Source organism: Streptomyces sp. NPDC050548, assembly GCF_044457385.1.
Classification (GTDB): domain Bacteria; phylum Actinomycetota; class Actinomycetes; order Streptomycetales; family Streptomycetaceae; genus Streptomyces.
The window spans coordinates 478485-504387 of sequence record NZ_JBITGV010000001.1; the positions used below are offsets into that span (position 1 = coordinate 478485).

Annotated in this window: 28 protein-coding genes; 14 read left to right on the forward strand and 14 right to left on the reverse strand. The window is 69.5% G+C overall.

Translation table 11 applies throughout. The features are described 5' to 3' along the window. Positions 1 to 67 precede the first annotated feature (67 nt). The 4 genes from ACIBJH_RS02240 to ACIBJH_RS02255 all read right to left on the reverse strand — a co-directional run bounded on the left by ACIBJH_RS02240 (position 68) and on the right by ACIBJH_RS02255 (position 3207). Entirely contained in the window at positions 68 to 754 is a 687-nt protein-coding gene (locus tag ACIBJH_RS02240) for an ABC transporter ATP-binding protein (protein WP_399114953.1), read from the reverse strand. A gap of 136 nt (positions 755 to 890) precedes the next feature. Beyond that, positions 891 to 2357 (reverse strand): ABC transporter permease, encoded by a 1467-nt coding sequence (locus ACIBJH_RS02245; protein WP_399114954.1) that lies wholly within the window; start codon positions 2355 to 2357, stop codon positions 891 to 893. A 296-nt stretch (positions 2358 to 2653) separates the two neighbouring features. After that, positions 2654 to 3025, reverse strand: coding sequence for an ATP-binding protein (locus tag ACIBJH_RS02250; protein ID WP_399114955.1), 372 nt, complete (start codon positions 3023 to 3025; stop codon positions 2654 to 2656). Then, positions 3022 to 3207, reverse strand: a complete 186-nt coding sequence (locus tag ACIBJH_RS02255; protein ID WP_399114956.1) for a hypothetical protein — start codon at positions 3205 to 3207, stop codon at positions 3022 to 3024. Before ACIBJH_RS02255 ends, ACIBJH_RS02250 begins: the two co-directional genes overlap by 4 nt. A gap of 112 nt (positions 3208 to 3319) precedes the next feature. Between ACIBJH_RS02255 and ACIBJH_RS02260 the strand changes: the two genes are divergently transcribed. Together ACIBJH_RS02260 and ACIBJH_RS02265 are read left to right on the forward strand one after the other, a co-directional pair. Then, positions 3320 to 4183 (forward strand): helix-turn-helix transcriptional regulator, encoded by an 864-nt coding sequence (locus ACIBJH_RS02260; RefSeq protein ID WP_399114957.1) that lies wholly within the window; start codon positions 3320 to 3322, stop codon positions 4181 to 4183. Further along, complete coding sequence (locus ACIBJH_RS02265; RefSeq protein WP_399114958.1) at positions 4155 to 4466, forward strand: DUF397 domain-containing protein; 312 nt, start codon at positions 4155 to 4157, stop codon at positions 4464 to 4466. Before ACIBJH_RS02260 ends, ACIBJH_RS02265 begins: the two co-directional genes overlap by 29 nt. A 466-nt stretch (positions 4467 to 4932) precedes the next feature. Here the strand turns inward: ACIBJH_RS02265 and ACIBJH_RS02270 are convergent, their stop codons facing one another. Together ACIBJH_RS02270 and ACIBJH_RS02275 are read right to left on the reverse strand one after the other, a co-directional pair. Further along, on the reverse strand, positions 4933 to 6183 hold the full coding sequence (locus ACIBJH_RS02270) for an Ig-like domain-containing protein (protein ID WP_399114959.1): 1251 nt from the start codon (positions 6181 to 6183) through the stop codon (positions 4933 to 4935). Between the two features lie 210 nt (positions 6184 to 6393). Next, on the reverse strand, positions 6394 to 6747 hold the full coding sequence (locus ACIBJH_RS02275; protein ID WP_399114960.1) for a hypothetical protein: 354 nt from the start codon (positions 6745 to 6747) through the stop codon (positions 6394 to 6396). Between the two features lie 130 nt (positions 6748 to 6877). Here ACIBJH_RS02275 and ACIBJH_RS02280 point away from each other — a divergent pair, with 130 nt between their 5' ends. Both ACIBJH_RS02280 and ACIBJH_RS02285 read left to right on the forward strand, forming a co-directional pair. Beyond that, a complete protein-coding gene (locus tag ACIBJH_RS02280; protein WP_399115578.1) occupies positions 6878 to 7171 on the forward strand; it encodes an LAETG motif-containing sortase-dependent surface protein in 294 nt (97 codons plus the stop codon). A gap of 41 nt (positions 7172 to 7212) precedes the next feature. After that, positions 7213 to 8019 (forward strand): hypothetical protein, encoded by an 807-nt coding sequence (locus ACIBJH_RS02285; protein ID WP_399114961.1) that lies wholly within the window; start codon positions 7213 to 7215, stop codon positions 8017 to 8019. Between the two features lie 42 nt (positions 8020 to 8061). Here ACIBJH_RS02285 and hutH read toward each other — a convergent pair whose 3' ends face one another. From hutH to ACIBJH_RS02300, 3 genes are all read right to left on the reverse strand, one after another. Continuing rightward, the gene (gene hutH, locus ACIBJH_RS02290) at positions 8062 to 9600 is read right to left on the reverse strand and encodes a histidine ammonia-lyase (protein ID WP_399115579.1); all 1539 of its coding nucleotides are present in this window, start codon (positions 9598 to 9600) and stop codon (positions 8062 to 8064) included. A 258-nt stretch (positions 9601 to 9858) separates the two neighbouring features. Further along, positions 9859 to 11004 carry a diguanylate cyclase domain-containing protein gene (locus tag ACIBJH_RS02295; RefSeq protein ID WP_399114962.1) on the reverse strand — a complete coding sequence of 382 codons (1146 nt, stop codon included), beginning with the start codon at positions 11002 to 11004 and terminating at the stop codon, positions 9859 to 9861. 76 nt (positions 11005 to 11080) lie between these two features. After that, positions 11081 to 11875 (reverse strand): enoyl-CoA hydratase/isomerase family protein, encoded by a 795-nt coding sequence (locus tag ACIBJH_RS02300; RefSeq protein ID WP_399114963.1) that lies wholly within the window; start codon positions 11873 to 11875, stop codon positions 11081 to 11083. A gap of 146 nt (positions 11876 to 12021) precedes the next feature. Between ACIBJH_RS02300 and ACIBJH_RS02305 the strand changes: the two genes are divergently transcribed. Together ACIBJH_RS02305 and ACIBJH_RS02310 are read left to right on the forward strand one after the other, a co-directional pair. After that, on the forward strand, positions 12022 to 12651 hold the full coding sequence (locus tag ACIBJH_RS02305; RefSeq protein ID WP_399114964.1) for a hypothetical protein: 630 nt from the start codon (positions 12022 to 12024) through the stop codon (positions 12649 to 12651). A gap of 51 nt (positions 12652 to 12702) precedes the next feature. Further along, on the forward strand, positions 12703 to 13137 hold the full coding sequence (locus ACIBJH_RS02310; RefSeq protein WP_399114965.1) for an ester cyclase: 435 nt from the start codon (positions 12703 to 12705) through the stop codon (positions 13135 to 13137). A gap of 8 nt (positions 13138 to 13145) precedes the next feature. Here ACIBJH_RS02310 and ACIBJH_RS02315 read toward each other — a convergent pair whose 3' ends face one another. Both ACIBJH_RS02315 and ACIBJH_RS02320 read right to left on the reverse strand, forming a co-directional pair. After that, positions 13146 to 14300 (reverse strand): adenylate/guanylate cyclase domain-containing protein, encoded by a 1155-nt coding sequence (locus tag ACIBJH_RS02315; RefSeq protein ID WP_019072861.1) that lies wholly within the window; start codon positions 14298 to 14300, stop codon positions 13146 to 13148. 118 nt (positions 14301 to 14418) lie between these two features. Next, positions 14419 to 15294: a biotin--[acetyl-CoA-carboxylase] ligase gene (locus ACIBJH_RS02320; RefSeq protein WP_399114966.1), complete on the reverse strand. Its 876-nt coding sequence runs from the start codon at positions 15292 to 15294 to the stop codon at positions 14419 to 14421. Positions 15295 to 15405: 111 nt separating this feature from the next. Here ACIBJH_RS02320 and ACIBJH_RS02325 point away from each other — a divergent pair, with 111 nt between their 5' ends. The 4 genes from ACIBJH_RS02325 (at position 15406) to ACIBJH_RS02340 (ending at position 18126) form a co-directional block, all read left to right on the forward strand. Next, positions 15406 to 17010 carry an acyl-CoA carboxylase subunit beta gene (locus ACIBJH_RS02325; protein ID WP_399114967.1) on the forward strand — a complete coding sequence of 535 codons (1605 nt, stop codon included), beginning with the start codon at positions 15406 to 15408 and terminating at the stop codon, positions 17008 to 17010. Positions 17011 to 17023: 13 nt separating this feature from the next. Continuing rightward, positions 17024 to 17233: an acyl-CoA carboxylase subunit epsilon gene (locus ACIBJH_RS02330; RefSeq protein WP_093628832.1), complete on the forward strand. Its 210-nt coding sequence runs from the start codon at positions 17024 to 17026 to the stop codon at positions 17231 to 17233. A 112-nt stretch (positions 17234 to 17345) separates the two neighbouring features. After that, positions 17346 to 17474, forward strand: coding sequence for a morphogenic membrane protein MmpB (gene mmpB / locus ACIBJH_RS02335; RefSeq protein WP_399114968.1), 129 nt, complete (start codon positions 17346 to 17348; stop codon positions 17472 to 17474). Between the two features lie 31 nt (positions 17475 to 17505). Next, complete coding sequence (locus ACIBJH_RS02340) at positions 17506 to 18126, forward strand: Maf family protein (RefSeq protein ID WP_399114969.1); 621 nt, start codon at positions 17506 to 17508, stop codon at positions 18124 to 18126. Positions 18127 to 18129: 3 nt separating this feature from the next. Here the strand turns inward: ACIBJH_RS02340 and ACIBJH_RS02345 are convergent, their stop codons facing one another. Next, entirely contained in the window at positions 18130 to 18636 is a 507-nt protein-coding gene (locus tag ACIBJH_RS02345) for a hypothetical protein (protein ID WP_399114970.1), read from the reverse strand. 352 nt (positions 18637 to 18988) lie between these two features. On the opposite strand from ACIBJH_RS02345, the gene ACIBJH_RS02350 reads away from it, so the two are divergent. After that, positions 18989 to 20761: an acetyl/propionyl/methylcrotonyl-CoA carboxylase subunit alpha gene (locus ACIBJH_RS02350; RefSeq protein ID WP_399114971.1), complete on the forward strand. Its 1773-nt coding sequence runs from the start codon at positions 18989 to 18991 to the stop codon at positions 20759 to 20761. A gap of 121 nt (positions 20762 to 20882) precedes the next feature. Then, on the forward strand, positions 20883 to 21458 hold the full coding sequence (locus ACIBJH_RS02355) for a TetR/AcrR family transcriptional regulator (protein ID WP_399114972.1): 576 nt from the start codon (positions 20883 to 20885) through the stop codon (positions 21456 to 21458). 129 nt (positions 21459 to 21587) lie between these two features. On the opposite strand, the gene ACIBJH_RS02360 is transcribed toward ACIBJH_RS02355, so the two are convergent. Further along, positions 21588 to 22541, reverse strand: coding sequence for a DeoR/GlpR family DNA-binding transcription regulator (locus ACIBJH_RS02360; protein ID WP_399114973.1), 954 nt, complete (start codon positions 22539 to 22541; stop codon positions 21588 to 21590). 164 nt (positions 22542 to 22705) lie between these two features. Next, the gene (locus tag ACIBJH_RS02365; protein ID WP_019072870.1) at positions 22706 to 24154 is read right to left on the reverse strand and encodes an NAD(P)H-quinone dehydrogenase; all 1449 of its coding nucleotides are present in this window, start codon (positions 24152 to 24154) and stop codon (positions 22706 to 22708) included. Positions 24155 to 24438: 284 nt separating this feature from the next. Between ACIBJH_RS02365 and ACIBJH_RS02370 the strand changes: the two genes are divergently transcribed. Then, the gene (locus ACIBJH_RS02370) at positions 24439 to 24876 is read left to right on the forward strand and encodes a gamma-glutamylcyclotransferase (RefSeq protein ID WP_019066947.1); all 438 of its coding nucleotides are present in this window, start codon (positions 24439 to 24441) and stop codon (positions 24874 to 24876) included. Between the two features lie 117 nt (positions 24877 to 24993). Further along, positions 24994 to 25818: a purine-nucleoside phosphorylase gene (locus ACIBJH_RS02375; protein ID WP_019066946.1), complete on the forward strand. Its 825-nt coding sequence runs from the start codon at positions 24994 to 24996 to the stop codon at positions 25816 to 25818. Positions 25819 to 25903 lie beyond the last annotated feature (85 nt).

Sequence of the window (25903 nt, forward strand, 5' to 3'; positions counted from 1 at the left end):
CGCTCCCGGCGGGCCGCCCGCTTCAACTCAGCCGACTCCTGGGCCTACTTGGCGTAGGTCTGGACCGTCACTTGGACGCCGCGTTCTCCTTCACCGTGATCTTCCCCTTGCGGATGGTGGCGAGACGCGGCGCCTTCTTCGCGATGGCGGAGTCGTGGGTGACCATGATGAACGTCAGCCCGTGCTCCTTCCACATGCGCTCCAGTACGTCCATGATCTCGTCGCGCATCGACTCGTCGAGGTTGCCGGTCGGCTCGTCGGCCAGCAGCACCTTGGGCTGCTTGACGAGCGCGCGGGCGATGGCGACGCGCTGCTGCTGTCCTCCGGACATCTCGCCGGGGAGGTGGCCGAGGCGCTCGGCGAGCCCGACCGACGCCAGCGCGTCGGCGGCGCGCTGGCGCCGCTCCTTCGTCTTCACGCCCAGCGGTACGAGGGCGGTCTCGACGTTCTCCTGCGCGGTGAGCGTCGGGATCAGGTTGAAGGACTGGAACACGAAGCCGATGTTCTCGCTGCGGACCTTGGTGAGCTTGGCCTCCGACAGCTTCGCCAAGTCGACGCCGTCCAGGACGATTTCACCTGCGGTGGGCCTGTCGAGGGCGCCGATCATCTGGAGGAGCGTCGACTTGCCGCCGCCGGTCGGGCCCTGGATGACCAGGCGGTCGCCGTCGCCGATGGTGAGGTCGATGCCGTCGAGGGCGTGGACGGTTTCCTTGCCGCGTGAGTAGAGCTTGGTGACGCCTCTGAGTTCGTACATTCGTGCAACTCCTGGGGAAGTAAAGGGGGTTGGGGCCCGTCGGTGGGACGGGCCCCATTGCGTCGTCGTTCGGCTGCGGCGCCGTCGTGGCTGGTCGCGCAGTTCCCCGCGCCCCTTTGGGGCGCAGCAGGTACCGCTACTCGACTCGGCGCAGGGCGTCCGCGGGACGGAGTCGCGACGCGCGCCAGCCGCCGAAGGCGCCGGCGATCAGGCCGCCGGCGACGGCGAGGCCGACCGCGAGGCCGATGGTGGTGGCGTTGACGGGCGCGGTGAGCGCGACGTCGAGCGTCTTGGCCGCGGCCTGCCGGCCGGGACCGCCGAAGCCGCCGCCACCGCCGGGGCCGCCCGCGCGGGCGCCGCCGCCGGCCGAGTTGCCGAGGGAGGCGGACAGGGTGGGGCTGATCGCGGTCACGACGTACGCCCCCGCCAGGCCGAGCGCGATACCGAGGGCGCCGCCGACCAGACCGTTGACGATGGCCTCGCCGACCACCTGACGGGTCACCCGGCCCGACTTCCAGCCGAGCGCCTTCAGCGTGCCGAACTCGCGCACCCGGCGGGAGACCGCCGAGGAGGTGAGCAGACCGGCGACCAGGAACGCGGCGATCAGCACCGCGATCGACAGCCACTTGCCGACGCTGGTGGCGAGGGAGGAGGCGGTGGACAGCGACCCGGAGACGGTGTCCGCCAGGTCGGCGGAGGTGGTGACCGTCGTACCCGAGACATTGCTCGTGATGGTCTTCTTGACGGCCGAGATCTGCTTGGAGTCGGTCGCCTTGACGTAGATCGTGGTGACCTTGTTCTTGTCACCGCTCAGGGTCTGCGCCTGCGTCAGCGGGATGTACAGGTTGGCCGCCGCGTCACCGCTGGTGGCGGTGGCGATGCCGATGACCTTGTACTTGACGCTCTTGATCGTGACGGTCGAACCGACCTTGAGCTTCTTCGTCTTGGCGTACGCCGAGTCGGCGACGACGACCTTGGAGTTGGCCTCGGCGGTGGTGAAGGTACGGCCGCTGGTGATCTTCGAGGAGGTCAGCGGGCCGAGCGCGGGCTTGGTGACGTCCGTGCCGTAGACCGTGTACGCGTTGATGTTGAAGTTGGCGCCACCACCGGTGACCGAGCCCTGCGGTGCGCCGGTGCCGCCGCCACGGTTGCCGCCTTCGGTGCCGCTCCCCTGGTTCTGCTGGAACTGGCCGCGGGTGAACTGGCCGTCGACCTTGACGACGTTGAGGCTGAGCCCGCCGACGGCGTCGGACACCCCCTTCTGGCCCGCGACCTTGGTGACGGTGGTGGAGGCCAGCGTCGTGAAGCCCTGGACCATGACGCGGTCACTGCTCTGCGTCTTGCTGTCGTCGTTGTTGTTGGCGTCGAACTGGAACCGCGGCTGCTGCGAGCTGCTCGCGCTCGCCGTGGCCGCCTTGGTGACGGTCATGTCCGTACCGAGTCCGTACAGCGACTGGAGGACCTTGTCCTGTGCCTTCCCCATGCCGGAGGACACGGAGTTGACCACGATGACCAGCGCAATGCCCAGTGCGAGGCCGGAGGCGACGACGAGGGCCGCTTTTCTGCGGCGGCGCAACTCGCGCCTCAGGTAGGTGAAGAACATGGCCCGCAAGCTAGGTACAGCGCGTGATGATGCCATAAGGCCGACATAAGAGAACGATGAGAAGCCTGTCCGTGGGCAAAGAATGACCCGCTACGGGGCTGTCAACAGGGGCCCGGGACAACCCATTTCGCGACACTTTCGGAGTCGCGGGGCACGGCGCACCGATGGATTCCCACAATGACACGAAGCCCCAGCTCAAGAGGCCCGGTATGTGGACTGCGCCGACGGGCGCTGGGACGAGAACGCGGCGTTCATCGCCATGGCCAGAGAGACAGTCCCCCAACTGGTCCCAGAACTCAGGCGTCTTCGGGCTCTCCTCGACTCCTGAGCACGCACCACACCGTCTTGCGGTCCGCCGCCTGCTCCACGCCCCACCGCATCGCCAGCGCGTCGAGAAGCGCCATGCCACGGCCGTGTTCGTCCGTCGTCGCGGCGCGAAGAAGAACAGGCAGCGCGCGGGCGTCCGGGTCGGTGACCTCGACCCGCGTGCGGCCGTCGTCCGCATCGAGGACGCGGACCGTGACCGGGGTTCCCTCCCCCACGTGGTCGATCACGTTCGTCATCAACTCCGTTGCGCAGAGGCGGACGTCGTAGTCGTGGTGGCGGAGGTGGTGGCGAAGTTCCGGTACGGCCTTGGGAGTTGCGAGCAGGCGGAGTTCGAACGTCACTGTTCCGCCGCCTTGCGGAGGGCGGCGGCGAGTTCACGGGCCGTGACGGTGTTGCAGTTCCCGAGCGCGACGAGGCCGGCGGCCAGGATGTCCACGCCGAGGGAAGGGAGCGTGATGCCGTGCAGGCCGAGGGCCTCGCGGAGTTCCTCCACGCAGAGGGTCGTGTCGTAGGGGTCGGACATGAACGGGTGCCTCCTGTGCGCTCTGTGACGAACACCTCACAGACTGGCGTCCCGCTGGCTACCGTAAAAGAGGTTTCGCGTTCGCGACCGGGTCAGCGGAGGAGGGCGAGTGGTGGCACGGGGCAAGGACATCGACGGCTCGATGAGCGTTCCGACGTTCTACGGCAAGGAGTTGAGGTGGAAGCGGGAGGAGGCGGGGCTGTCGTTGGATGCGTTCCTCAAGGGGATCTTCTACGGCAAGACGTACCTCAGCGATATCGAGCGCGGGGAGCGGAGGATGCCGCTGGATCTGGCTCAGCACGCGGATCGGGTGTTGGGGACGGACGGGTTCTTCGAGCGGAACTGTGAGTCGGTGCGGAAGGCGCGGAGGGGGCCGCATGCCGCGTATTTCGAGAAGGTCCTGGAGGCGGAGAAGCACGCGGAGTCCATCGAGGAGTGGTGCCCCATCAACATCCCGGGGCTGCTCCAAACCGCCGCGTACGCGCGGACGATGGTCCGGTCGGCTCACCCGGCGGCCTCCGACGAGTGGGTCGAAGAGAAGGTGATGGGCCGCCTCGCCCGCGCCCGTCTCTTCGAGGACGACCACGCCACGCCTGAGTACTGGGCGATCCTGCACGAGTCGCTGCTCGCGGACCCGGTCCTCCCGCCACGGGAGATGGCCGAACAGCTCGACCGGATCGTGGAGTTGGCCGAGCGGCGTCGGGTTACTCCGCAGATCGTTCCGCGGACGTGCGGCGCGCATCCTCTGATGGCCGCCTCCATCATGGTCATGGTCTTCCCGGACGCCCCGCCGCTGATCTACACCGAGGCGTCATACAGCGGCGACACCATCGACGATCCGGCCCTCGTGAAGCAGTACCGCAAGGCATACGATCGGCTCAGGGCCGTCGCACTGTCACCGGAGGCGTCCCTGGCGATGATCAAGGCAGCGGCAGAGGAATACCGAGATGGCAAGCTACGGGACCGACTTGAGTGACGCGCTCTGGATCAAGAGCAGCTACAGCAACGGGGACGGCGGCAACTGCGTAGAGATCGCCAGCGACTTCCCCGGCGCCGCCCTCTGGCGCAAGTCGAGCTACAGCAACGGAAGCGGCGGCAACTGCGTCGAGGTCGCCGCCAACCTCCCCGGCCTCGTCCCCGTCCGCGACTCAAAGGCCCCCCACCGCCCCGCCCTCGTCCTCACCGCCACCGCCTGGGCCCCGTTCATCACCGCACTCAAGACCCCTGTTGACGAGTCGGGGTTGCTGCGGGCGCCGTAGCCGGTATCGTCGTCGTTGAAGAGGAACGAGCCCCCGCCACGGCGGGTATCCGTGACAGGGGCTCAGGCTCACTCAGGAGCCTTCGGAGGCCCCTAATTTTGCTGGGGGCCTCCGGCTACCTGGTGATCCACCAGAGCCACCACCTCCTCACGTGTTGGGCCCACGATTCCGGCAGCAACCGGGTGAACCGACACACAAGAGTCAGCTTTGGTCTGGCATGACGTCCCATGGGTGCGCCTCCCTTTTCTCAGGGAGGCGGCCTTTTTTGTACCCGGAGCCGCCTCACTTCGGGCCGGGCCCCGAGGGGACGGGACCCGGAACAAGGGAGGCGCACCCGAAGTCGCGTCCTATGACGGATATTGCCGTCAACTCACATATGCCGCCGACCACTTGAGCAGGGCAGCAGAAAAGGCGGTCACCCCCGGCCGAGGGGGCAACCGCCTTCAAGCCAAACGGAGTTGGCGGGTCAGACCGCCGAACCCGCCTTCCACTGGGCCCAGTCCATGTTCCAGCCGTTGAGGCCGTTGTCCGGGGCCACCGTCTTGTCACCCGTGTTGGAGATGACGACGACGTCACCCACGATCGAGTTGTTGTAGAACCACGCCGCCGGCATGTTCTTGTCGCCCGCGCCCTTCACGTCCTGCAGGCCCACGCAGCCGTGGCTGGTGTTGACGCTGCCGAAGACGGACGGCGAGCCCCAGTAGTTGCCGTGGATGAACGTGCCCGAGCTGGTGAGGCGGATGGCGTGGGGGACGTCCTTGATGTCGTACTCGCCCTTGCCGTCGTCGTCCGTGAAGCCGACCGTCGCGCCGTTCATCCGGGTCTGGACGAACTTCTCGGACATCACCATCTGGCCGTTGTACGTGGTGTTCTCGGGGGAACCGGCCGAGATCGGGATGGTCTTGACGACCTTGCCGTCCTGCTCGACCTTCATCTGCTTGGTCTTCGCGTCGACGTACGAGACCTGGTTGCGGCCGATGTGGAAGGTGACCGTCTTCTGCTGCACGCCGTAGACCCCGGAGGCGCCCTCGACGCCGTCGAGCGCGAGCTTCAGCGTGACGGTGGAGTTCTCCTTCCAGTAGTCCTCGGGGCGGCAGTCCATCCGCTGGGTGTTGAACCAGTGGCAGACGACCTCCTGACCGCTGGTGGAGGTGACGGTGACGCCCTTCTGGACGGCGGCCTTGTTGGTGATCGCCTTGTTGAAGTTGATCGAGACCGGCATGCCGACGCCGACCGTGGAACCGTCCTCGGGAGTGAAGTTCCCTATGAAGCTGTTGGCCGGGGAGACCGTGGTGAAGGAGGCGTTCTCGTGGGCGGCGAGACCGGCGGAGTCCTTGGCGGTCGCCGCGACCTTGTAGGTCGTAGACCGCTCCAGCTGGGCGCTGGGCTTCCAGCTCAACTTGTCGGCGGAGATGGTGCCCGCGACGGCCGTACCGTCCGCGGTCGTCATCGTCACGGCCGTGAGCGTGCCCTTGCTGACGGTGACGGCGGCCGAGTTGTTGATGGAGGCGTTGTCCGAACCGTCCGCCGGTGTGATCTTGATCTGGGCCTCGGACGACTTCTTCGCCGCCGCCTCGTCGGCCTTCGACTGTGAACTCTGGCTCGAATCGCTGCCGGACGACTTGTCGTCGCTGCCGGAACACGCCGTGAGCACGAGCACACCGCCGAGCAGTGCGGACGCGGCCGCAAGACCCCTGCGCCGCTTACTGTCCGTCATCACACGCTTCTCCATCGTTGCCGAATCACCAAAAACCCGAGCGCCCCGTTAAACAGTTCTTAAGAATCCAACGCTACGACTGGTGCATCCCGTTCCGCTTCCCCACTATCTGTGGGGCACACCACGTCCACCGTGACGCCCGGAAACCGCTGAGACGACGAAACCCCGGACAGCGGTTGCCGCCCGGGGTCATACGCTCCCGCGCACGGCTCAGCCGGCCACTGCCGTCCCGTCTGCTTCCTCATCGCCGTCGACATCATCCTCGTCGAGGTCCCAATCCGGCGAATCCGGGTCGTAGTCGATCTCCTCACTGCTCCATGAGGCCTGGGCCAGTTCGACCCCCGGCATCTCGCCGACCAGGTCGAACGGGTCCACGAGATAGGCGAGGGCCTCGGCGGTGTCTTCCGTCACAGCGCTCTCGGCGTGCGTCCGTTCGTCACCGGGCAGTTCCGGATCGTCGGCGATCTTGGCCAGCGCGGCCTTGGTCACGGCGTCCTCGTTCTCGACTTCAAGAACGAGTTCGACACGAAGGCGTACAAAACGTGATGTCTCTGGAGTGGTCATGCCGGGAGCGTACGACCCACAGCTCCCGTGACTTTCCCACGACCCGCAGAGTTCATTAGCATCGCTCCACACGGCCAATTCGCCAGCGCCACAAGGGGATCGATATTCCGTGTCAACCGCTCGCCGAACGATGCTGACCGCCACCGCCGCGGGCACCCTGCTGGGCGCCCTGTGGTTCGTCCCCTCCGCCAACGCGACGGTGACCGACCAGGTGAGAGTGGAGACTTCGGCGACGCCAACCTCCCAGGCCACCCAGCAGGCAAGGGTGACCTCGACCGCCGTCACCACCTTCTCGGACGACACCCACCTCGCCGACACCGGAAGCCCGGACACCACGCCGTACATCGTCGGCGGGACCATTTTCCTCGGCCTGGGCGCCGGTTTCGTGGCGTATTCGGTACGGCGGGAGCGCCTCGGGTTTTAACTTGCTTGACGATTGCTTGACGCAAGCTTCATAGTCCGCTCATGAAGAGATCATCGGGCATACGGCTGTGCGTCACCGTCGCGGTGGGCGCACTGTCGCTGACCCTCATCACCGGCTGCTCCGACGGCGGTTCGGACGACGCGAAGAGCGACGCCGAGAACACCGCGCAGGGTTCCGGGAAGAACACCGCCAAGGCGCTCACCGCCGCGGAGTTGAAGAAGCTGGCCCTCGCTCAGGGCGATGTCGACGGCTACAAGATCGAGGCGGGCGAGTCGATCCCCGGCGGCAAGAGCGGCATCAAGGCCGACGAGAAGTGCAAGCCCCTGCTCTACGTCCTGAGCGGCGTCGCCCCGGCCGACGCACCCACGGAGACCAACCGCATGGCCACCGCGGACAAGAAGCCGTCGGCCGCCGCCACCACCGACCTGGACGACCTGAGCGGCGACGACGTCGAGAAGGCCCTCACCGACTCCATGAGCATCGACCTGACGATGGTCGGGCTCTCGTCGTACGACGGTGACGGCGCCGAGAAGGCCTTTAAGGCCGTGTCCGACGCGGTCAAGGGCTGCGCCGGTGGCTTCACGGGGACGGCCGGCGGCGAAGAGCAGAAGTTCACCAAGATCAGCACCGAGAAGGGCTCGGGAACCGGCGACGAGTCGGTGGCCTACGCGGTGTACGGCGAGCCGGACAAAACGGACGGCACGACCTCCGTCGCGCACGCCGAGGTCGTCCGCCAGGGGAACGTCGTCGCGACGTACTACACGATGAACATCGGCGCGATGGTCGCCGACAAGGCCTACACGGTGCCGGCCGCGGTGGTCACCGCCCAGTCCGCCAAGCTGAAGTGACGTACGGGGCCCGGCCGTTGCCACGCCCGGGCCCCAACTCCCCTACAGCAGCGGCCCGGTGACCTTCTCCACGGCCTCCACCACAAGCCCGTCACGCACGAACGCCTCCGCCGCCGCCAGGTCCGGAGACAGGAACCGATCCGGCCCCGGACCCTCGACCCCCGCCGCCCGCACGGCATCGATGACCGCCCGGGACGCAGGCGCCGGAGCCAGCCCCTCCCGCAACTCCACGGCACGCGTGGCCGCGTACAGCTCGACCGCGATGATCCGAGTGAGGTTGCCGACAGCAGTGCGCAACTTACGCGCGGCCGACCACCCCATGGAGACGTGGTCCTCCTGCATGGCGGAGGACGGAATCGAATCAACGGAAGCAGGCACGGCCAGCCGCTTCATCTCACTCACCAGCGCGGCCTGCGTGTACTGGGCGATCATCAGCCCGGAGTCGACACCGGCGTCGTCCGCGAGAAACGGCGGCAGCCCGTGCGACCGGTTCTTGTCGAGCAGCCGGTCGGTACGCCGCTCGGCGATAGAACCGAGATCGGCGGCAGCGATGGCAAGAAAGTCCAGAACGTAAGCCACCGGCGCACCATGGAAGTTGCCGTTGGACTCCACCCGACCATCAGGCAGCACAACAGGATTGTCGACAGCCGAAGCCAACTCCCTTTCCGCAACCACCCGGGCATACGCGATCGTGTCCCGCCCCGCACCCGCGACCTGCGGAGCACACCGCACCGAATACGCGTCCTGCACCCGGGGCGCGTCGTCCTGGTGGTGCCCGGTCAGCTCCGAACCGTCAAGCACGGCAAGCATGTTGGCGGCACTGGCGGCCTGCCCGGGATGCGGCCGAATGGCATGCAACTCGGGCGCGAGCACCTTGTCGGTACCGAGCAGCGCCTCCAGCGACAGCGCGGCCGTGACGTCGGCGGACTTGTAGAGCATGTCCAGATCGGCGAGCGCCATGACCAGCATGCCGAGCATCCCGTCGGTGCCGTTGAGAAGGGCGAGGCCCTCCTTCTCGCGGAGTTCGACGGGGGCAATGCCGGCCTCGGCGAGCAGTTCACCAGCAGGGCGCACAACCCCATCCGGCCCCTCCGCATCGCCCTCGCCCATGAGTGTGAGGGCGCAGTGAGAGAGCGGGGCGAGGTCACCGGAGCACCCGAGAGAACCGTACTCGTGGACGACGGGCGTGATCCCGGCATTCAGCACATCGGCCATGGTCTGCGCGACCTCGGGCCGCACCCCGGTGTGCCCCGAGCACACAGTCTTGAGCCGCAGGAACATCAGAGCGCGCACGACCTCCCGCTCCACCCGCGGCCCCATCCCCGCGGCATGCGAGCGGACGATGTTGCGCTGCAACTGAGCCCGCATCTCCGGGCTGATGTGCCGGGACGCCAGCGCCCCGAACCCGGTGCTCACGCCGTACACGGGCTCCGGCTTGGCGGCCAGCGCGTCCACGATCTCGCGCGCCGCGGCGAGCGCCGCGACGGCCTCGGCCGAAAGCTCGATCCGGGCGCCCCCGCGCGCCACGGCAAGAACGTCGGACGCGGTGACCCCCGACGTCCCCACCACCACAGTGTGCATATCCATATTCAGGAGCGTACGCATTGAATGCGACAGTGTCACTACCGGGTACCCACTTAGACCCTTACAGATAGGTCGCTGGCCCGGGAGGGCCGCCACCCGCGTACGGCGCGAAGGTGCCGTGTCGGGGGGTGTCCGCCCACAGCGGTTGGCGCGTCAACACCCCCAATATCTTGCGAGACCGATTCCGCGCCGTTCCGAGGACGGACACCCCCCGGCGCGGCACCGACCCACACCCAACGCAAGGCGAACCACCCCTCACGCCCGGCGGCCCCGGAAGCGGCGCCGCTCCGCCGGCAGCTCCGGGGTAGGCGAGTCGGCAAGCCGCACCACCGGATCGTCCGGACCGCCACGCCCGGCAACCACCGGCCGGTCCGCGCGCAGCGCCTTCGCACGGTACTGGGCCGCGTCCGCCAGCCGGAACAGCCGACGGCCGGACCGTACCGCCCCGATCGGGTCCTCGGTCGACGCGACCCCGCAGGCGACACCCTCGCCGAGCTCCAACTCGGCGGCGCGACGGCAGAGTTCGTCCGCCGCGTCGACCACCTCGTCGGCGGGCGGCCCGACCGCGAGCAGACAGAACTCGTCCCCGCCGAGCCGCGCGGCGAGCGCGCCCGGCAGCATCGCCCCGCACAGCGACAGCACCGACCCGAAGCGTTCCAGCAGCCGGTCCCCGACCGCGTGCCCGCGGGTGTCGTTGACGCGCTTGAGCCCGTTGAGATCGCAGACGACAAGGCTGACCACAACCCCGTCGCGCCGATGCCGCTCGACCGCCTCGTCGAGCCGTACATCGACCGCACGCCGATTGGCGAGCCCCGTGAGCGCGTCCGTGAAGGCGAGCCGCCTGGCCTCCTCCAGCCGCTCGGTCTGCGCGATCCCCGCCGCCACCACAGACGCCAGCACCGTCGCGAAGTCAGCGTCCCCCCGGTCGAACACGGCCGCACCGACCGGCCGCGCCACATACAGCTCGCCCCACGCCCGCCCGTGCAGCACGATCGGCGCGATCACACAGCAGCCGCGCCTACGACGCCGTAGCGCCGCCACCCGCTGATGGCAGTACCCGGGGCTGCCCGCGGCCGGGCCCTCCGCGGTCTCGACCCAGGCGTTGGGCTCACCGCCGCCGGCCCACCGCTCGTGCAGGAACTCGGTGATCTCCGGGAACTGATGCACCGGATAGGTCTCGCCGTCCGGGAACTCCTCCTCGCCCGCCGCCCGCTCCCCCACGTTGACGAGAACCCGCAGCCGCCCCAGCTCCCGCTCCCACACCGACAACGCGGCGAAACTCCCCGCCAGCGCCCGGCACGCCCCGGTCGCCGCCGCCCGCCAGGACTCGCGCGGGGTGTGCGCCGCCGCCATCCCCTGCGCCAGCTCCACCACGGCGGCCAGCCGCCTGTCCTCACCCATCGTCCCAGGCTAGGGAGATTTGCCGCATATCGGGACATTGATGCGGCGAACAGGTGTCTACGCGGGGTAGCCGCCCCTACTCACCGGGCCACTCCGGCTTCCGCTTCTCGTTGAACGCCGCCACACCCTCCGCCCGGTCCCCCGAGAACGCCACCGACCGCCACGCCGCGTCCTCCACCTCAAGCCCGGCACGCAGATCCAGCCCGTGCCCGAGCCGCAGCGCCCGCTTGGCCGCCCGCAGCCCGACCGGCGAGTTCGCGGCGATGCGCGCACCCAGGGCCAGCGCCTCCTCGCGATCCCGCCCCGCCTCCACCAGGACGTCCACGAGCCCCAGCCCCGCCGCCTCGGCCGCCTCCAACCGCCGTGCGGTGAAGATGAGTTCGGCCGCCCGAGCCGCACCCACCCGCCGAGGCAGCAACTGCGTCCCCCCACCCCCCGGAATGACACCCACCGACACCTCCGGCAGCCCCACCACGGCAGTGCCGTCCGCCACGATCAGGTCGCAGGACAGGGCGAGTTCGAAGCCACCGCCCAGCGCGAAGCCGTGCACGGCGGCGATCGTGGGCATCGGGAGTTCCAGGACACCGGTGTACGCACCCCGGGCGACCGGCCGCTGCCGTACCAGCTCCGCGTCGGTGAGCGAGTTGCGCTCCTTGAGGTCGGCGCCGACACAGAACGCCCGCTCGTGCGAGGAGGTCACCACAGTCACCCGGACGTCCCGGTCCGCCGCCAGCGCCGCACAGGCCGCCGCGATGGACCCGGCCATCGCGGTGGAGACGGCGTTCATGGCCTTGGGCCGGTCCAGAACGAGTTCGGCGACGTACTCCTGCCGCCGCACCAGCACGAACTCCCCGAACCGTTCCTCGCTCATGACGCCCTCCTGGTTAACGCGGGTTAACAGAACTCGCCCCGATCATCGCACGGGCCTTCCCCGTTCGGGTGACATGGCGCCCAACTCCCGCCGCACCGCCCGGAGAAGCGCATAACGTGCGTCCGCCACACGACAGGGGAGGGATCGTGACGACGACCACGCAGGCGGAGCGGGCCGAGGACACCGCGAACGTAACGCCACCCGTCCTCCCCCGGGGCCGGCACCGCCGCCCCCGCCCCCGCAAGGTCCTGCTGGCCTTCGGCGGGCTCGCCGTGGCCGCCGGGGTGCTGAGCCTCGTACGGCTGACGCCCGAGTCCGGGGTCGGCGGAGTGGGCACGGCGGAGGCGGAACCGAGCCCGGACGCCGACGCGGAGCAGAGCGCCGGACACCCGGCCAACGCCGCCGCCACGATCAGCGCCGACCCGACGGCGTTCCCGTCCGCGATCCCCACCGCGATCCCCTCCGCGACGTCGGTGATGGGCGGCGCGAGCGCGACCCCGACCACGGCTTACGGCGTCGTACCGACTCCGTACACGACGACGGCACCCACGACCGCCCCCGAGGCGACGACAGCACAGGACACCCCACAGCCCCGGACCCCAGTCACCGCACCGAGCCCCCAAGCCCCCGCGACAAGCGCGGCACCGGCCCCGGAGCCGACACCCGCGCCGACCCCCGGCCGGACTGCCAACTCCCCCGCCCCGGCGCCGAGTCGACCAAGCCTGTGCGTACCGATCATCGGCCTCTGCGTGGACCCACTGGTGCACCGGAACTGACCACCAAGAGCCCCGTTTGTGCCGTTTTACGGACGGCGCGAGACTGAAGACATGAGCACCTCAGAGACCACCCTCACGCAGAACAAGGACCTGGTGCACGCGTTCATCGACGCGCTGTTCACCAAGGGCGACCTCGGCGCGGTCGACGAGTATCTCGCCGAGGACTTCGTCGACCACGACCCCCCGTTCAACGGCCCCGGCGACCGCGAAGGCTTCCGCACCGCCGGCGCGCTGTTCCGGGAGGCGTGTCCCGACTGGCACAGCGAGCCGGACCTGATGATCGCCGAGGACGACCTGGTCGTCGAGCACTTCACCGCCGGCGGGACACAGCGCGGTGAGCTGCTCGGGGTGCCGGCCCCGGCCGAGGGCCGCCCCCTGACCCTGCACGGAACCAACATCTTCAGGATCCGCGACGGCCACATCGTCGAGCGCTGGAACCGCCCCGACGAACTCGGCATCCTGCGCCAACTGGGGATCGCGCCCTGACGAGACCGTTACGCGGGAGCCGAGTCCCGGCGGGTCAGCAGCCAGGGTTCCACCACGCCCAGCCCCCGCACCGGCCGCTGCCACATCGGCTGAAGCGCGAAACGGTACGTCGGGGGCTCCTCGCCCTCCTTCTCGGCGGTCGCCGCGGCCTCGGCCGCCTCCGCCTCGGAGGCGGGCGCCTCGCCGCTGCGGATGAGCTCCTCCGCGAAGGCGCTGTCGACGAGGACGGCGTCACGGGGGGCTATCGAGGTGAGCCGCGAGGCGAGGTTCACGGTCGTGCCGAAGACATCGCCCATGCGGGTCGTGACCGTGCCGAAGGCGATGCCGACGCGGAGTTCGGGCATCGTCTCGTCGTGGGCCATGGTCTCGATCAGGCGCAGCGCGATCTCGGCGGCGACCCCGGCGTCGTCCGCGGAGAACAGCACCTCGTCACCGAGGGTCTTGATGAGCCGGCCGCCGCGCGCGGCCACGAGGTCGGCGGCGGTGGTCTCGAAGGCCTCGACCAGCTCGCCGAGTTCTTCTTCCTCCATACGACGGGTCAGCCGTGTGAAGCCCACCAGGTCGGCGAAGCCCACCGCGAGGCGCCGGTCGACCATCTCCTCGTCGTCACTGGCCTGGACGACCCGGCCGGCCGAGGCGGCGAGCTGGCGCCGCCACACGTAGACGAGGAACTCCTCCAGCTCGGGCAGCAGCAGCTCGATGATCGGGTACGTCACCTCGGTGCGCGACATCCCGGGCTCGGGCGGCTCGGTCAGGCCCTCCAGGAACGAGTCCATCTGCCAGCCTGCCAGCCGCGCGGTGGTCTGCCCGGTGGAGCGGGCCACCTGTACGGCCATCGCCTCGCTCAGCAGCCCCGCCTCGACCAGACCGGCGAGGCGGCGCAGCGCGAGGACGTCCGCCTCCGTGAACGCCTTGGCCTGGCCCACGTCGGCGAAGCCCATGGCGCGCCAGAAACGGGTGGCCAGCTCCATGGAGACACCGGCGGTACGGGCCGCCTGGAACGGGGTGTAGCGGCGCTCCGCGCCCAGGATCAGCCCTTCGAGGCGCAGCGCGAGGGGGTCTTCGCCGGGATCGGCGGCATAGGGGTCGGCCCGGCCACCGGCGGCATCGGGGTCCACCCGGCCGTCCGCGTCCGCGCCGGAGCCCGTGTCGTCGACGGTCACGCCTGCTGCCCTTCCGATCTGCCACGGTCAGGTATCGACCGGGCCCAATGCTACGGCAGGTGTGGGCCAGCTCACTCCGTGAGTCACGGGGACAAAGCTGCCACAAGAGCGGTCGGGGTCATGCGGGGCGCAGATGCACGATGTCGCCCGCCCCCACGGGCTCCTGCACGCCGTCCTCCGTCGCGAGCACCAGCCGCCCGTCCCCGTCGATGGCGACGGCCTCCCCGGTGATCGACCGGTCCCCGGGCAGCTCGGCCCGCACGGTCCGGCCCAGCGTGGCGCAGCCGGCCGCGTAGGTCTCCTGGAGGCCGCTCTCCACCGGGTCGCCGCCCGCCGCGCGCCACTTGTCGTACCAGTGCTCCAGGGACCGCAGGACCGCCCGCAGCAGGGGGTCGCGGTCCGTGGCGACGGCCCCGGCCAGGGCCAGGGAGGCCGCCTGCGGCACGGGCAGCTCGTCCTCACGGAGGGTGACGTTGATGCCGACGCCGATGATCACGGCGTCGTCCCCGGCGCGCTCGGCGAGGATGCCGCCGGCCTTGCGTTCCTCGCCACCGACAGTCACCAGCAGGTCGTTGGGCCACTTGAGTGCCGTATCGACGCCGGCCGTCCGGGACAGCCCCGTGGCGACGGCGACACCGGTGAGCAGCGGGAGCCAGCCCCAGCGGGACACGGGGACGTCGCCAGGCTTCAGGAGGACGGAGAAGAAGAGCCCGGAGCGGGCCGGTGCCGTCCACTGCCGGTCGAGGCGCCCGCGCCCGGCGGTCTGCTCCTCGGCGACCAGGACCGCGCCCTCGTCGGCGTCCCCCGCGACCGCGCGGGCGACCAGGTCGGCGTTGGTGGACCCGGTGCGCTGCACGACCTCGATGTCGCAGTAGAGGCCCGCGTGACCGCCGTCGCGCACCAGGCCCTTGCGCAGCGCGGCGCCGTTGAGCGGTGGACGGTCCAGATCGGACCAACGACTGCTGTTCTCGTCTGAGGCATCTCGCGGCGTCATGCAAGCCACCCTAGGTGTGTTGTACGCCGCACTGCCGATCGGTAGGCCCGCCACTACTCTACGAATGAGTAACCGTCCCCCCTTTTGAGCAGGCAGGGAGCCGTAATCCCGATGTCCGAGCCGGAAGCGCCTCAAGAGATCGACATCCACACCACCGCCGGGAAGATCGCGGATCTTCGGCGCCGCACCCAGGAGGCGACGCACGCGGGCTCGGCACGAGCGGTCGAAAAGCAGCACGCCAAGGGCAAGTTGACGGCCCGTGAGCGGATCGAGCTGCTCCTCGACGAGGACTCCTTCGTCGAGTTCGACGAGTTCACCCGGCACCGGTCCACGGACTTCGGCCTGGAGAAGAACCGCCCCTACGGCGACGGTGTCGTCTCGGGCTACGGCACGGTCGACGGCCGCCCCATCGCCGTGTTCTCCCAGGACTTCACGGTCTTCGGCGGCGCCCTGGGCGAGGTCTACGGCCAGAAGATCGTCAAGGTGATGGACTTCGCGCTGAAGACCGGCTGCCCGGTCATCGGCATCAACGACTCCGGCGGCGCCCGCATCCAGGAGGGCGTGGCCTCGCTCGGGGCGTACGGCGAGATCTTCCGCCGCAACACCCACGCGAGCGGCGTGATCCCGCAGATCTCCCTCGTCGTGGGCCCGTGCGCGGGCGGCGCGGTCTACTCCCCCGCGATCACCGACTTCACGGTGATGGTCGACCAGACCTCGCACATGTTCATCACCGGCCCGGACGTCATCAAGACGGTCACCGGAGAGGACGTGGGCTTCGAGGAGCTGGGCGGCGCGCGCACCCACAACTCGGTCTCGGGTGTGGCCCATCACATGGCGGGCGACGAGAAGGACGCGATCGAGTACATCAAGCAGCTGCTGTCGTACCTGCCCTCCAACAACCTGTCCGAGCCCCCGGCGTTCCCCGAGGAGGCGGACCTCGCCGTCACGGACGAGGACCGCGAGCTGGACACCCTGGTCCCGGACAGCGCGAACCAGCCGTACGACATGCACACGGTGATCGAACACGTCCTGGACGACGCCGAGTTCTTCGAGACGCAGGCGCTGTTCGCACCGAACATCCTCACCGGCTTCGGCCGGGTCGAGGGCCGCCCGGTCGGCATCGTCGCCAACCAGCCCATGCAGTTCGCGGGTTGCCTGGACATCGACGCGTCAGAGAAGGCGGCGCGCTTCGTCCGCACCTGCGACGCGTTCAACGTCCCGGTCCTCACCTTCGTCGACGTCCCCGGCTTCCTCCCGGGCGTCGACCAGGAGCACTACGGCATCATCCGCAGAGGCGCGAAGCTGATCTACGCGTACGCGGAGGCGACGGTCCCGCTGATCACGGTGATCACCCGCAAGGCCTTCGGCGGCGCCTACGACGTCATGGGCTCCAAGCACCTGGGCGCCGACCTCAACCTCGCCTGGCCGACCGCCCAGATCGCCGTCATGGGCGCCCAGGGCGCGGTCAACATCCTGCACCGCCGCACGCTCGCCGAGGCGGAGGCGGCGGGCGAGGACCTGGACGCGGTGCGCGCCCGCCTCATCCAGGAGTACGAGGACACCCTCCTCAACCCCTACATCGCGGCCGAGCGCGGCTACATCGACGCGGTCGTCCTCCCCTCCGACACCCGCCGCCACGTGGTCCGGGGCCTGCGCCAACTCCGCACCAAGCGCGAGTCGTTGCCCCCCAAGAAGCACGGCAACATCCCCCTGTAGAGGAGCGGCCTCCATGAACATCAAAGTCGTAAGAGGCAACCCGACCCCGGAGGAACTGGCCGCCGCCCTGGCGGTGGTCAGAGCCCGCGCCGCGGCGGCGACAACCACACCGCCCGGCGCACCGAGGCAACGGGACGCGTGGTCGGACCCGTCGAGGATCGCGACGGCGCGGCTCCCGATCCCGGGGCCGAGTGCATGGACTCGCACTTTCTGGCCGGGCTAAGCGGTCTTACTTTCAGGGGCGCGGGGAACCGCGCACAACAGCACAAATCCCGGGCACGAATTTAAGTACCCGTACTCAGGCGCCGCCCCCTGCCAAGCCGCACGCTAGTGACATGCTGTGGTCCGACCCCGATGACGAACCTCCAGAGGACCTGCGGGAGATGCAGGTCATGTTGCGGCGGCTCGGCATACTCATGGCACTCGCGATGGTGCTGGCGATGATCGTGCTCGGACTGGCGTAGGCGGCCGGGGCGCCGCCGATACCCTGGTCGTATGACAGATCAGCCGCGCCGCCGCCTCGTGCTCGCCTCCCAGTCCCCCGCCCGGCTGGGACTCCTGCGCCAGGCGGGACTGGACCCCGAGGTGATCGTGAGCGGGGTGGACGAGGACGCGGTCTCAGCCTCCACCCCGGCCGACCTCGCCCTCGCGCTCGCCGAGGCGAAGGCCTCCGTCGTCGCCGCGAAGCCCGAGGTCAAGGGCGCTCTGGTGATCGGCTGCGACTCGGTGCTCGACCTCGACGGCGAAGCCCTCGGCAAGCCCGCCGACGCCGAGGAGGCCACCGCCCGCTGGAAGTCGATGCGCGGCCGGGCCGGCACACTCCAGACCGGCCACTGCGTCTACGACACGACGAGCGGCCGGTACGTCTCGGCGACCGCGTCGACCGTCGTCCGCTTCGGCGAGCCGACCGACGCCGAGATCGCCGCGTACGTCGCCTCGGGCGAACCCCTTTACGTCGCCGGGGCGTTCACCCTGGACGGCCGTTCGGCGCCGTTCATCGAGGGCATCGACGGCGACCACGGCAACGTGATCGGCATCAGCCTGCCGCTCGTTCGGCGTCTGCTGGGTCAACTGGGCGTCGGCATCACGGAGTTGTGGACGCCCCGGGACAACTAGCGATCAGGAGGGGCTGGGGGCCGGTGGCGGGACGATCGGCGCCGGGTCCTGGTCGGGCTGCTCGGGGTCCTTGGGGCCGTCCGAGCCGCGCGGGCCGTCCGATGCCGGTGCCGCGTCCGAGGGCCCCTCCAGACGGTCGTAGGTCATCAGGAGCAGGACGACGAGGCCGAGCACCACCACCATGAACACGAACGCGGCCTTGTTGTCCTCCAGCATGGCCCAGGCGAACGCGCCCAGCAGCCCGTGCACGACGGCCACGCTGATGAGCAGGATGCGGCCGAGGCCGGCCGGGGCCCGGTCGCGCACCGCGACCAGCAGGGCGACCACGGCGCACAGCAGGAAGTAGAGGCCGAAGACCACTCCTCCCACCTTCGACGAGACGGACATCGCGTCCGGGTCGATGCCGGCCAGGGACATGTTCTGGCGGTCGGCGACGATCCCCAGGAACCAGTTCAGCGCGGCCACTCCGAACGCCTCCACGAAGAGGACGACCGCCAAGATCCATGCCACCGGTCTGCGCACCACCGGCCCCCACCCACTTCCGTTCGAGACATCCCGAACGCTACTAACGGGTAAACCTCGGGACAAGGGTTGCGTCAGGGGCAAAGAATCATTGGGCCATTCGTAGGGACTCCACAAAGAAACGGCGTGGCGCGCGGCACGCTCTCACAGAGACCTTGACCACACCGGAGGGCTAGGGTTTCCCCGAGGAGTCCTGCGTACCGAGGTGCGACAAGGGATTTCGCGGGTCGAGCGGGCCTCGCATCACGCTCCGTGTGGGCAAGCTCACCACAGGGGACGGGTCGATGCGCCGTGTCGGCAGTCCCTAAACTCGGCTTGTTTCAAGGAGGGAGCCTCAATCGTGCGCAAGGTGCTCATCGCCAATCGTGGCGAAATCGCTGTCCGCGTTGCCCGGGCCTGCCGGGATGCCGGGATCGCGAGCGTGGCCGTATACGCCGACCCGGACCGGGACGCTCTGCATGTCCGCGCCGCGGATGAGGCGTTCGCCCTCGGCGGTGACACACCGGCGAGCAGCTACCTGGACATCGAGAAGGTCCTGAACGCGGCCCGTGAGTCCGGTGCCGACGCCGTCCACCCCGGCTACGGCTTCCTGTCCGAGAACGCCGAGTTCGCGCAGGCGGTGCTCGACGCCGGCCTGATCTGGATCGGCCCGCCGCCGCAGGCGATCCGGGACCTCGGTGACAAGGTCGCCGCCCGGCACATCGCGCAGCGCGCCGGTGCCCCGCTGGTGGCCGGTACGCCGGACCCCGTGTCGGGCTCGGACGAGGTCGTCGCGTTCGCCGAGCAGCACGGGCTGCCCATCGCGATCAAGGCCGCCTTCGGTGGCGGCGGTCGCGGTCTGAAGGTGGCCCGCACGCTCGAAGAGGTTCCCGAGCTGTACGACTCCGCGGTCCGCGAGGCGGTCGCCGCCTTCGGCCGCGGCGAGTGCTTCGTCGAGCGCTACCTCGACAAGCCCCGGCACGTGGAGACCCAGTGCCTGGCCGACACCCACGGCAACGTGGTCGTCGTATCGACGCGTGACTGCTCCCTCCAGCGCCGGCACCAGAAGCTGGTCGAGGAGGCGCCCGCGCCCTTCCTCTCCGACGAGCAGGTCGCCGAGCTGTACTCGTCGTCCAAGGCGATCCTGAAGGAGGCCGGCTACGTCGGCGCCGGGACCGTCGAGTTCCTCGTCGGCCAGGACGGCACGATCTCCTTCCTTGAGGTCAACACCCGCCTCCAGGTGGAGCACCCGGTCACCGAGGAGGTCGCCGGCATCGACCTCGTGCGCGAGATGTTCCGTGTCGCGGACGGCGAGGAACTCGGTTACGGCGATCCCGAACTGCGTGGCCATTCCTTCGAGTTCCGCATCAACGGCGAGGACCCGGGCCGGGGCTTCCTGCCCGCGCCCGGCACCGTCACCACGTTCGCCCCGCCGTCCGGGCCGGGTGTCCGGCTGGACGCCGGTGTCGAGTCGGGCTCGGTGATCGGTCCGGCGTGGGACTCGCTGCTGGCCAAGCTGATCGTGACCGGCGCGACCCGCGAGCAGGCGCTGCAGCGTGCCGCGCGGGCGCTGGAGGAGTTCCGGGTCGAGGGCATGGCCACGGCGATCCCCTTCCACCGCGCGGTGGTGAAGGACCCGGCGTTCGCTCCTGAACTGACCGGTTCCGCCGAGCCGTTCACGGTCCACACCCGCTGGATCGAGACCGAGTTCGTCAACGACATCAAGCCCTTCGCGGCCCCCACGGACGCCGAGGCGGACGAGGACGCGGACCGCGAGACGATCGTCGTCGAGGTCGGCGGCAAGCGCCTTGAGGTCTCCCTGCCGGTCTCGCTCGGCATGTCGCTGGCCCGCACCGGCCTCGCCGCCGGGGCCAAGCCCAAGCGCCGGGCGGCCAAGAAGTCCGGCCCCGTCGCCTCCGGCGACACCCTCGCCTCGCCGATGCAGGGCACGATCGTCAAGGTCGCGGTCGAGGAGGGCCAGGAGGTCAAGGAGGGCGACCTCATCGTCGTCCTCGAAGCGATGAAGATGGAACAGCCGCTGAACGCGCACAAGTCCGGCACGATCAAGGGCCTCGGCGCGGAGGTCGGTGCGTCCATCACGTCCGGCGCCGCGATCTGCGAGATCAAGGACTGATCCGGCGGTACGTCCAGGGGTGCCCGGCCGACAGGAACAGCCTGTCCGCCGGGCACCTCTGTAATGTGACGGGACAACGCCGTATCGCGCTGTATCGCGCCGAGGAGGGCAGGTGGGACCCGTGGCTGACACAGCCAGGCCGCCGGCGGGTCTGCGTGCCGACGCCCGCCGCAACTACGAGCGGCTGCTCACCGAGGCCCGGGTGTCCTTCGCCGCGCACGGCACGGACGCGTCCCTGGAGGACGTGGCCCGGCGTGCGGGTGTCGGCATCGGCACGCTGTACCGCCACTTCCCGAACCGGCAGGCCCTGATGAGCGCGGTCTTCGAGGACGCGGTGGGTGAACTCCTCGCGCGTTCACGGGAGTTGCGGGACGCTCCGCAGCCGTGTGTGGCTCTGGTGAGCTGGTTGCGGGAGATGGTGGCGCACGCGAGTGAATACCGGGGGCTTTCACGGGCGTTGATGGCGGTGGGCCAGGACGAGACGTCTGCCCTGGCCCGGTGCAGCAGCCCTATCCGGGAAGCGGGGGGTGCGTTGCTGTCCCGGGCGCAGGACGCCGGGGACGTGCGTGGTGACGTCGAGATCGGTGATCTGCTTCAGCTGACGCATGCGATCGCGCTCGCCGCTGAGGGCAACCCGGGGGACCCTGAACTGGCGGACAGATTGCTGACGTTGACTCTGCGAGGGCTCAAGCCGTAGTGCTTCGGGTGCGGGCCGTGGGGGCTGGTCGCGCAGTTCCCCGCGCCCCTTTAGACTCACGCCGCTTTTTAGGGGCGCGGGGAACTGCGCGGCCGGCCACGACGGCGCCGCACCTGGAAACCGAACCGATCAACGCCTGCGCAAGTCCGCCACCCTAGCCGCGCGCTCCCGCTCAGGAGACTCCCCAGTGAGTACGCCCGCCGAGCGCAGCCCCGGTACTTGACCCCGTCGCGGTGCCGGAAGGGGTACGTCCCGGCGGCGTTGTTCCCGCGTCGGGGCCTGATCACCCCCCTGGCCTCCGGCCGCGCCGGCCACGGCGATCTGCACCCCCTGATCGGCAAGGGCCTGCAACTCCGTGGCGGCGCGGTCGTCGTGGCCCGGGGGCTCGTCGGTGACGAGGCGGGTGATCACGTCCGTGGGCACGGTCTGGAACATGGTGTCCGTACCGAGCTTGGTGTGATCCGCGAGGACGACGACCTCGGCCGCCGCCTGCACGAGGGCCCGGTCGACGGACGCCGAGAGCATGTTGGACGTGGAGAGACCGCGTTCGGCGGTGAGCCCGCTTCCGGAGAGGAAGGCCCGGGAGACGCGCAGCCCCTGGAGGGACTGCTCGGCCCCGCTGCCCACCAGCGCGTAGTTGGAACCGCGCAGGGTGCCCCCGGTCATCACGACCTCCACGCGGTTGGCATGGGCCAACGCCTGGGCGACAAGGAGGGAGTTGGTGACTACGGTCAGTCCGGGGACCCGGGCGAGCCGGCGGGCCAGCTCCTGTGTGGTGGTACCCGCCCCTACCACGATCGCTTCGCCTTCTTCGACGAAGCTCGCGGCGAGATCGGCGATGGCCGTCTTCTCGGCGGTCGCGAGATGCGATTTCTGCGGAAAGCCGGACTCCCGCGTGAACCCGCCCGGCAATACCGCACCGCCGTGCCGGCGGTCGAGGAGTCCTTCTGCCTCCAGTGCGCGCACGTCCCGCCGTACGGTCACTTCTGAGGTCTGGACGACGCGGGCGAGCTCACGGAGCGATACAGCCCCATTCGCTCGCACCATTTCGAGGATCAATTGGCGACGTTCTGCAGCGAACACGAAACTGACAGTAACCCCAACGACCGTCTGCTTTCAGCTGTTTGCGGTGAATAGCAGAAGTTGTTCGCACAGGGGGGCGAGAAGTGGTATAGGGGTTAGTCCCGGCGCCTATGCCGTACGAATGGGCGGCAACTCCCCGTGACCAGCGGGGAGTCGGTGCGGCCTCAGACTTCGCCCGTCGCCTTGCGGGTGTGCAGCTGTCGGGCCACTTCTGCGATCGAGCCCGAAAGGGACGGGTAGACGGTGAAGGCGTTCGCGATCTGTTCGACCGTCAGATTGTTGTCGACGGCGATCGAGATGGGGTGGATCAGTTCGGAGGCTCGGGGGGCCACGACCACGCCGCCGACGATGATCCCGGTGCCCGGACGGCAGAAGATCTTGACGAAGCCGTCGCGGATGCCCTGCATCTTCGCTCGCGGGTTGCGGAGGAGGGGGAGCTTGACGACGCGGGCGTCGATCTTGCCCGCGTCGACGTCGGCCTGGGAGTAGCCGACCGTCGCGATCTCGGGGTCGGTGAAGACGTTCGAGGAGACCGTCTTCAGGTTGAGGGGGGCCACCGCGTCGCCGAGGAAGTGGTACATCGCGATACGGCCCTGCATCGCGGCCACCGAGGCGAGCGCGAAGATGCCGGTCACGTCACCGGCCGCGTAGACGCCCGGAGCGGTCGTACGGGAGACCTTGTCGGTCCAGATGTGGCCCGAGTCGCGCAGCCTGACGCCCGCCTCCTCCAGGCCCATGCCCGCGGAGTTCGGGATGGCGCCGACCGCCATCAGGCAGTGGGAGCCGGTGATGACGCGGCCGTCGGCGAGGACCACCTCGACCTTGTCGCCGACCCGTTTGGCGGACTGGGCGCGGGAGCGGGCCATCACGTTCATGCCGCGGCGCCGGAAGACGTCTTCGAGTACGGCGGCTGCGTCCGGGTCCTCGCCGGGGAGGACGCGGTCGCGGGAGGAGACGAGGGTGACCTTGGAGCCCAGGGCCTGGTAGGCGCCGGCGAACTCGGCACCGGTGACACCGGAGCCGACCACGATCAGCTCTTCGGGGAGTTCGGTGAGGTCGTAGACCTGGGTCCAGTTCAGGATGCGCTCGCCGTCGGGGCGGGCGTCGTCCAGCTCGCGGGGGTGGCCGCCGGTCGCGATGAGGACGGCGTCGGCTACGAGGGTCTCCTCGGTGCCGTCTGCCGCCTTGACGATCACCTTGCGGGAACCGTCGATCGCCTGCATGCCGTCGAGCCGGCCCCGGCCGCGCATGACACGGGCGCCGGCCCGGGTCACGGAGGCGGTGATGTCGTGCGACTGGGCCAGTGCGAGGCGCTTCACACGGCGGTTGACCTTGCCGAGGTCGACGCCCACGACTCTGGCCGCCTGCTCCAGGGGTGGAGTGTCGTCCGCCACGATGATGCCCAGTTCCTCGTACGACGAGTCGAAGGTGGTCATCACCTCGGCCGTCGCGATAAGGGTCTTCGACGGCACGCAGTCGGTCAGCACCGACGCCCCGCCCAGACCGTCGCAGTCGACGACGGTCACCTCCGCGCCGAGCTGCGCTGCCACCAGCGCCGCTTCATAGCCGCCGGGTCCGCCACCGATGATCACGATCCGAGTCACGTACCCCATTGTCCCGCACGCTTCAAGATGCTTCCGCCCGGGGGCTGCGGGGGTGCTTGGTTCGCCTGCGGTTCGGTGTGGGTCGCCTGCGGTTGGGTGTGGGTCGGTGCCGCGCGGGGGGTGTCCGTCCTCGGAACGGCGCGGAATCGGCCTTTCGAGATCGGGGGCGCGTTGACGCGCCAACCGCTGCGGGCGGACACCCCCCGACACGTCACCTTCTCGCCGTACGCGGGTGGCCCGAGTACCCCCGGTTACGGGAGTGGCGGGTGGGTTCGCTGCCGTACTCTCGGAGCATGTCGCTCTACGCCGCGTACGCCGGCAATCTCGACGCGCGGCTGATGACCCGCCGCGCTCCGCACTCGCCGTTGCGCGCCACGGGCTGGCTGAACGGATGGCGGCTGACCTTCGGTGGTGAGCACATGGGCTGGGAGGGCGCGCTCGCGACGATCGTGGAGGCGCCGCGCTCGCAGGTCTTTGTCGCGCTGTACGAGATCGCGCCGCCCGACGAGGACTCCATGGACCGGTGGGAGGGCGTCGGCCTCGACGTCTATCGGCGGATGCGGGTGCGGGTGCACACCCTGGACGGCGAGGAACCCGCATGGGTGTACGTACTCAATGGGTATGAGGGCGGGCTGCCGTCGGCTCGTTATCTTGGCGAGCTTGCCGATGCCGCCGAGTCGGCGGGCGCGCCTCACGACTATGTGATGGAGCTGCGGAAGCGGCCCTGCTGAGGGCTTCCCACACACTGCGTCCGTCACGGGGCTCGTTGGAAACGACAAGACAACGATCGCAATCCCGTGAGCTCTGTCATCTACGCGCGTAGGCCCAGACCAGCTACCCTCAACCGCGTGAACGCATCTCTTCTTCCGGACGACATCCAGGGCGACCCCCACGCCGCCGCTGACGCCGCCGCCACGCGCCTGCGCGAACTGACGGGCGCCGAGACCCACGACGTCGCTCTTGTGATGGGCTCCGGCTGGGGGCCGGCCGTCGACGCGCTCGGTGTGCCCGAGGCCGACTTCCCCGTCACCGAGCTGCCCGGATTCCCGCCGCCGGCCGTCGAGGGCCACGGCGGGCGGGTCCGCTCGTACGCGATCGGCGACAAGCGCGCGCTGGTCTTTCTCGGCCGTACCCACTACTACGAGGGGCGCGGTGTCGCCGCCGTCGCGCACGGGGTTCGTACGGCCGTCGCCGCGGGCTGCAAGACCATCGTGCTGACCAATGGCTGCGGGGGGTTGCGGGAGGGTATGCGGCCCGGGCAGCCTGTGCTGATCAGCGACCACATCAATCTGACGGCCGCCTCCCCGATCATCGGTGCGAACTTCGTCGACTTGACGGATCTGTATTCGCCGCGGCTGCGGGCTCTGTGCAAGGAGATCGACCCCGGTCTGGAGGAGGGGGTCTACGCCCAGTTCCCCGGGCCGCACTACGAGACCCCGGCGGAGATCCGGATGGCTCGGGTGATCGGGGCGGACCTGGTGGGGATGTCCACGGTGCTGGAGGCCATCGCGGCGCGGGAGGCCGGTGCGGAGGTGCTGGGTATCTCCCTGGTGACGAACCTTGCCGCGGGGATGACGGGGGAACCGCTGAACCACGAGGAAGTTCTTCAGGCGGGGCGGGACTCCGCTACGCAGATGGGGTCGCTGTTGGCCCAGGTGCTGGGCCGGCTGTAGGCACCGTTCAGGAATTCGCCCACCCGCCCGCCCGTCTCGGTCAGTCGAGAAGCTGACGTACACCACACCACGAGAGGTTGACCTG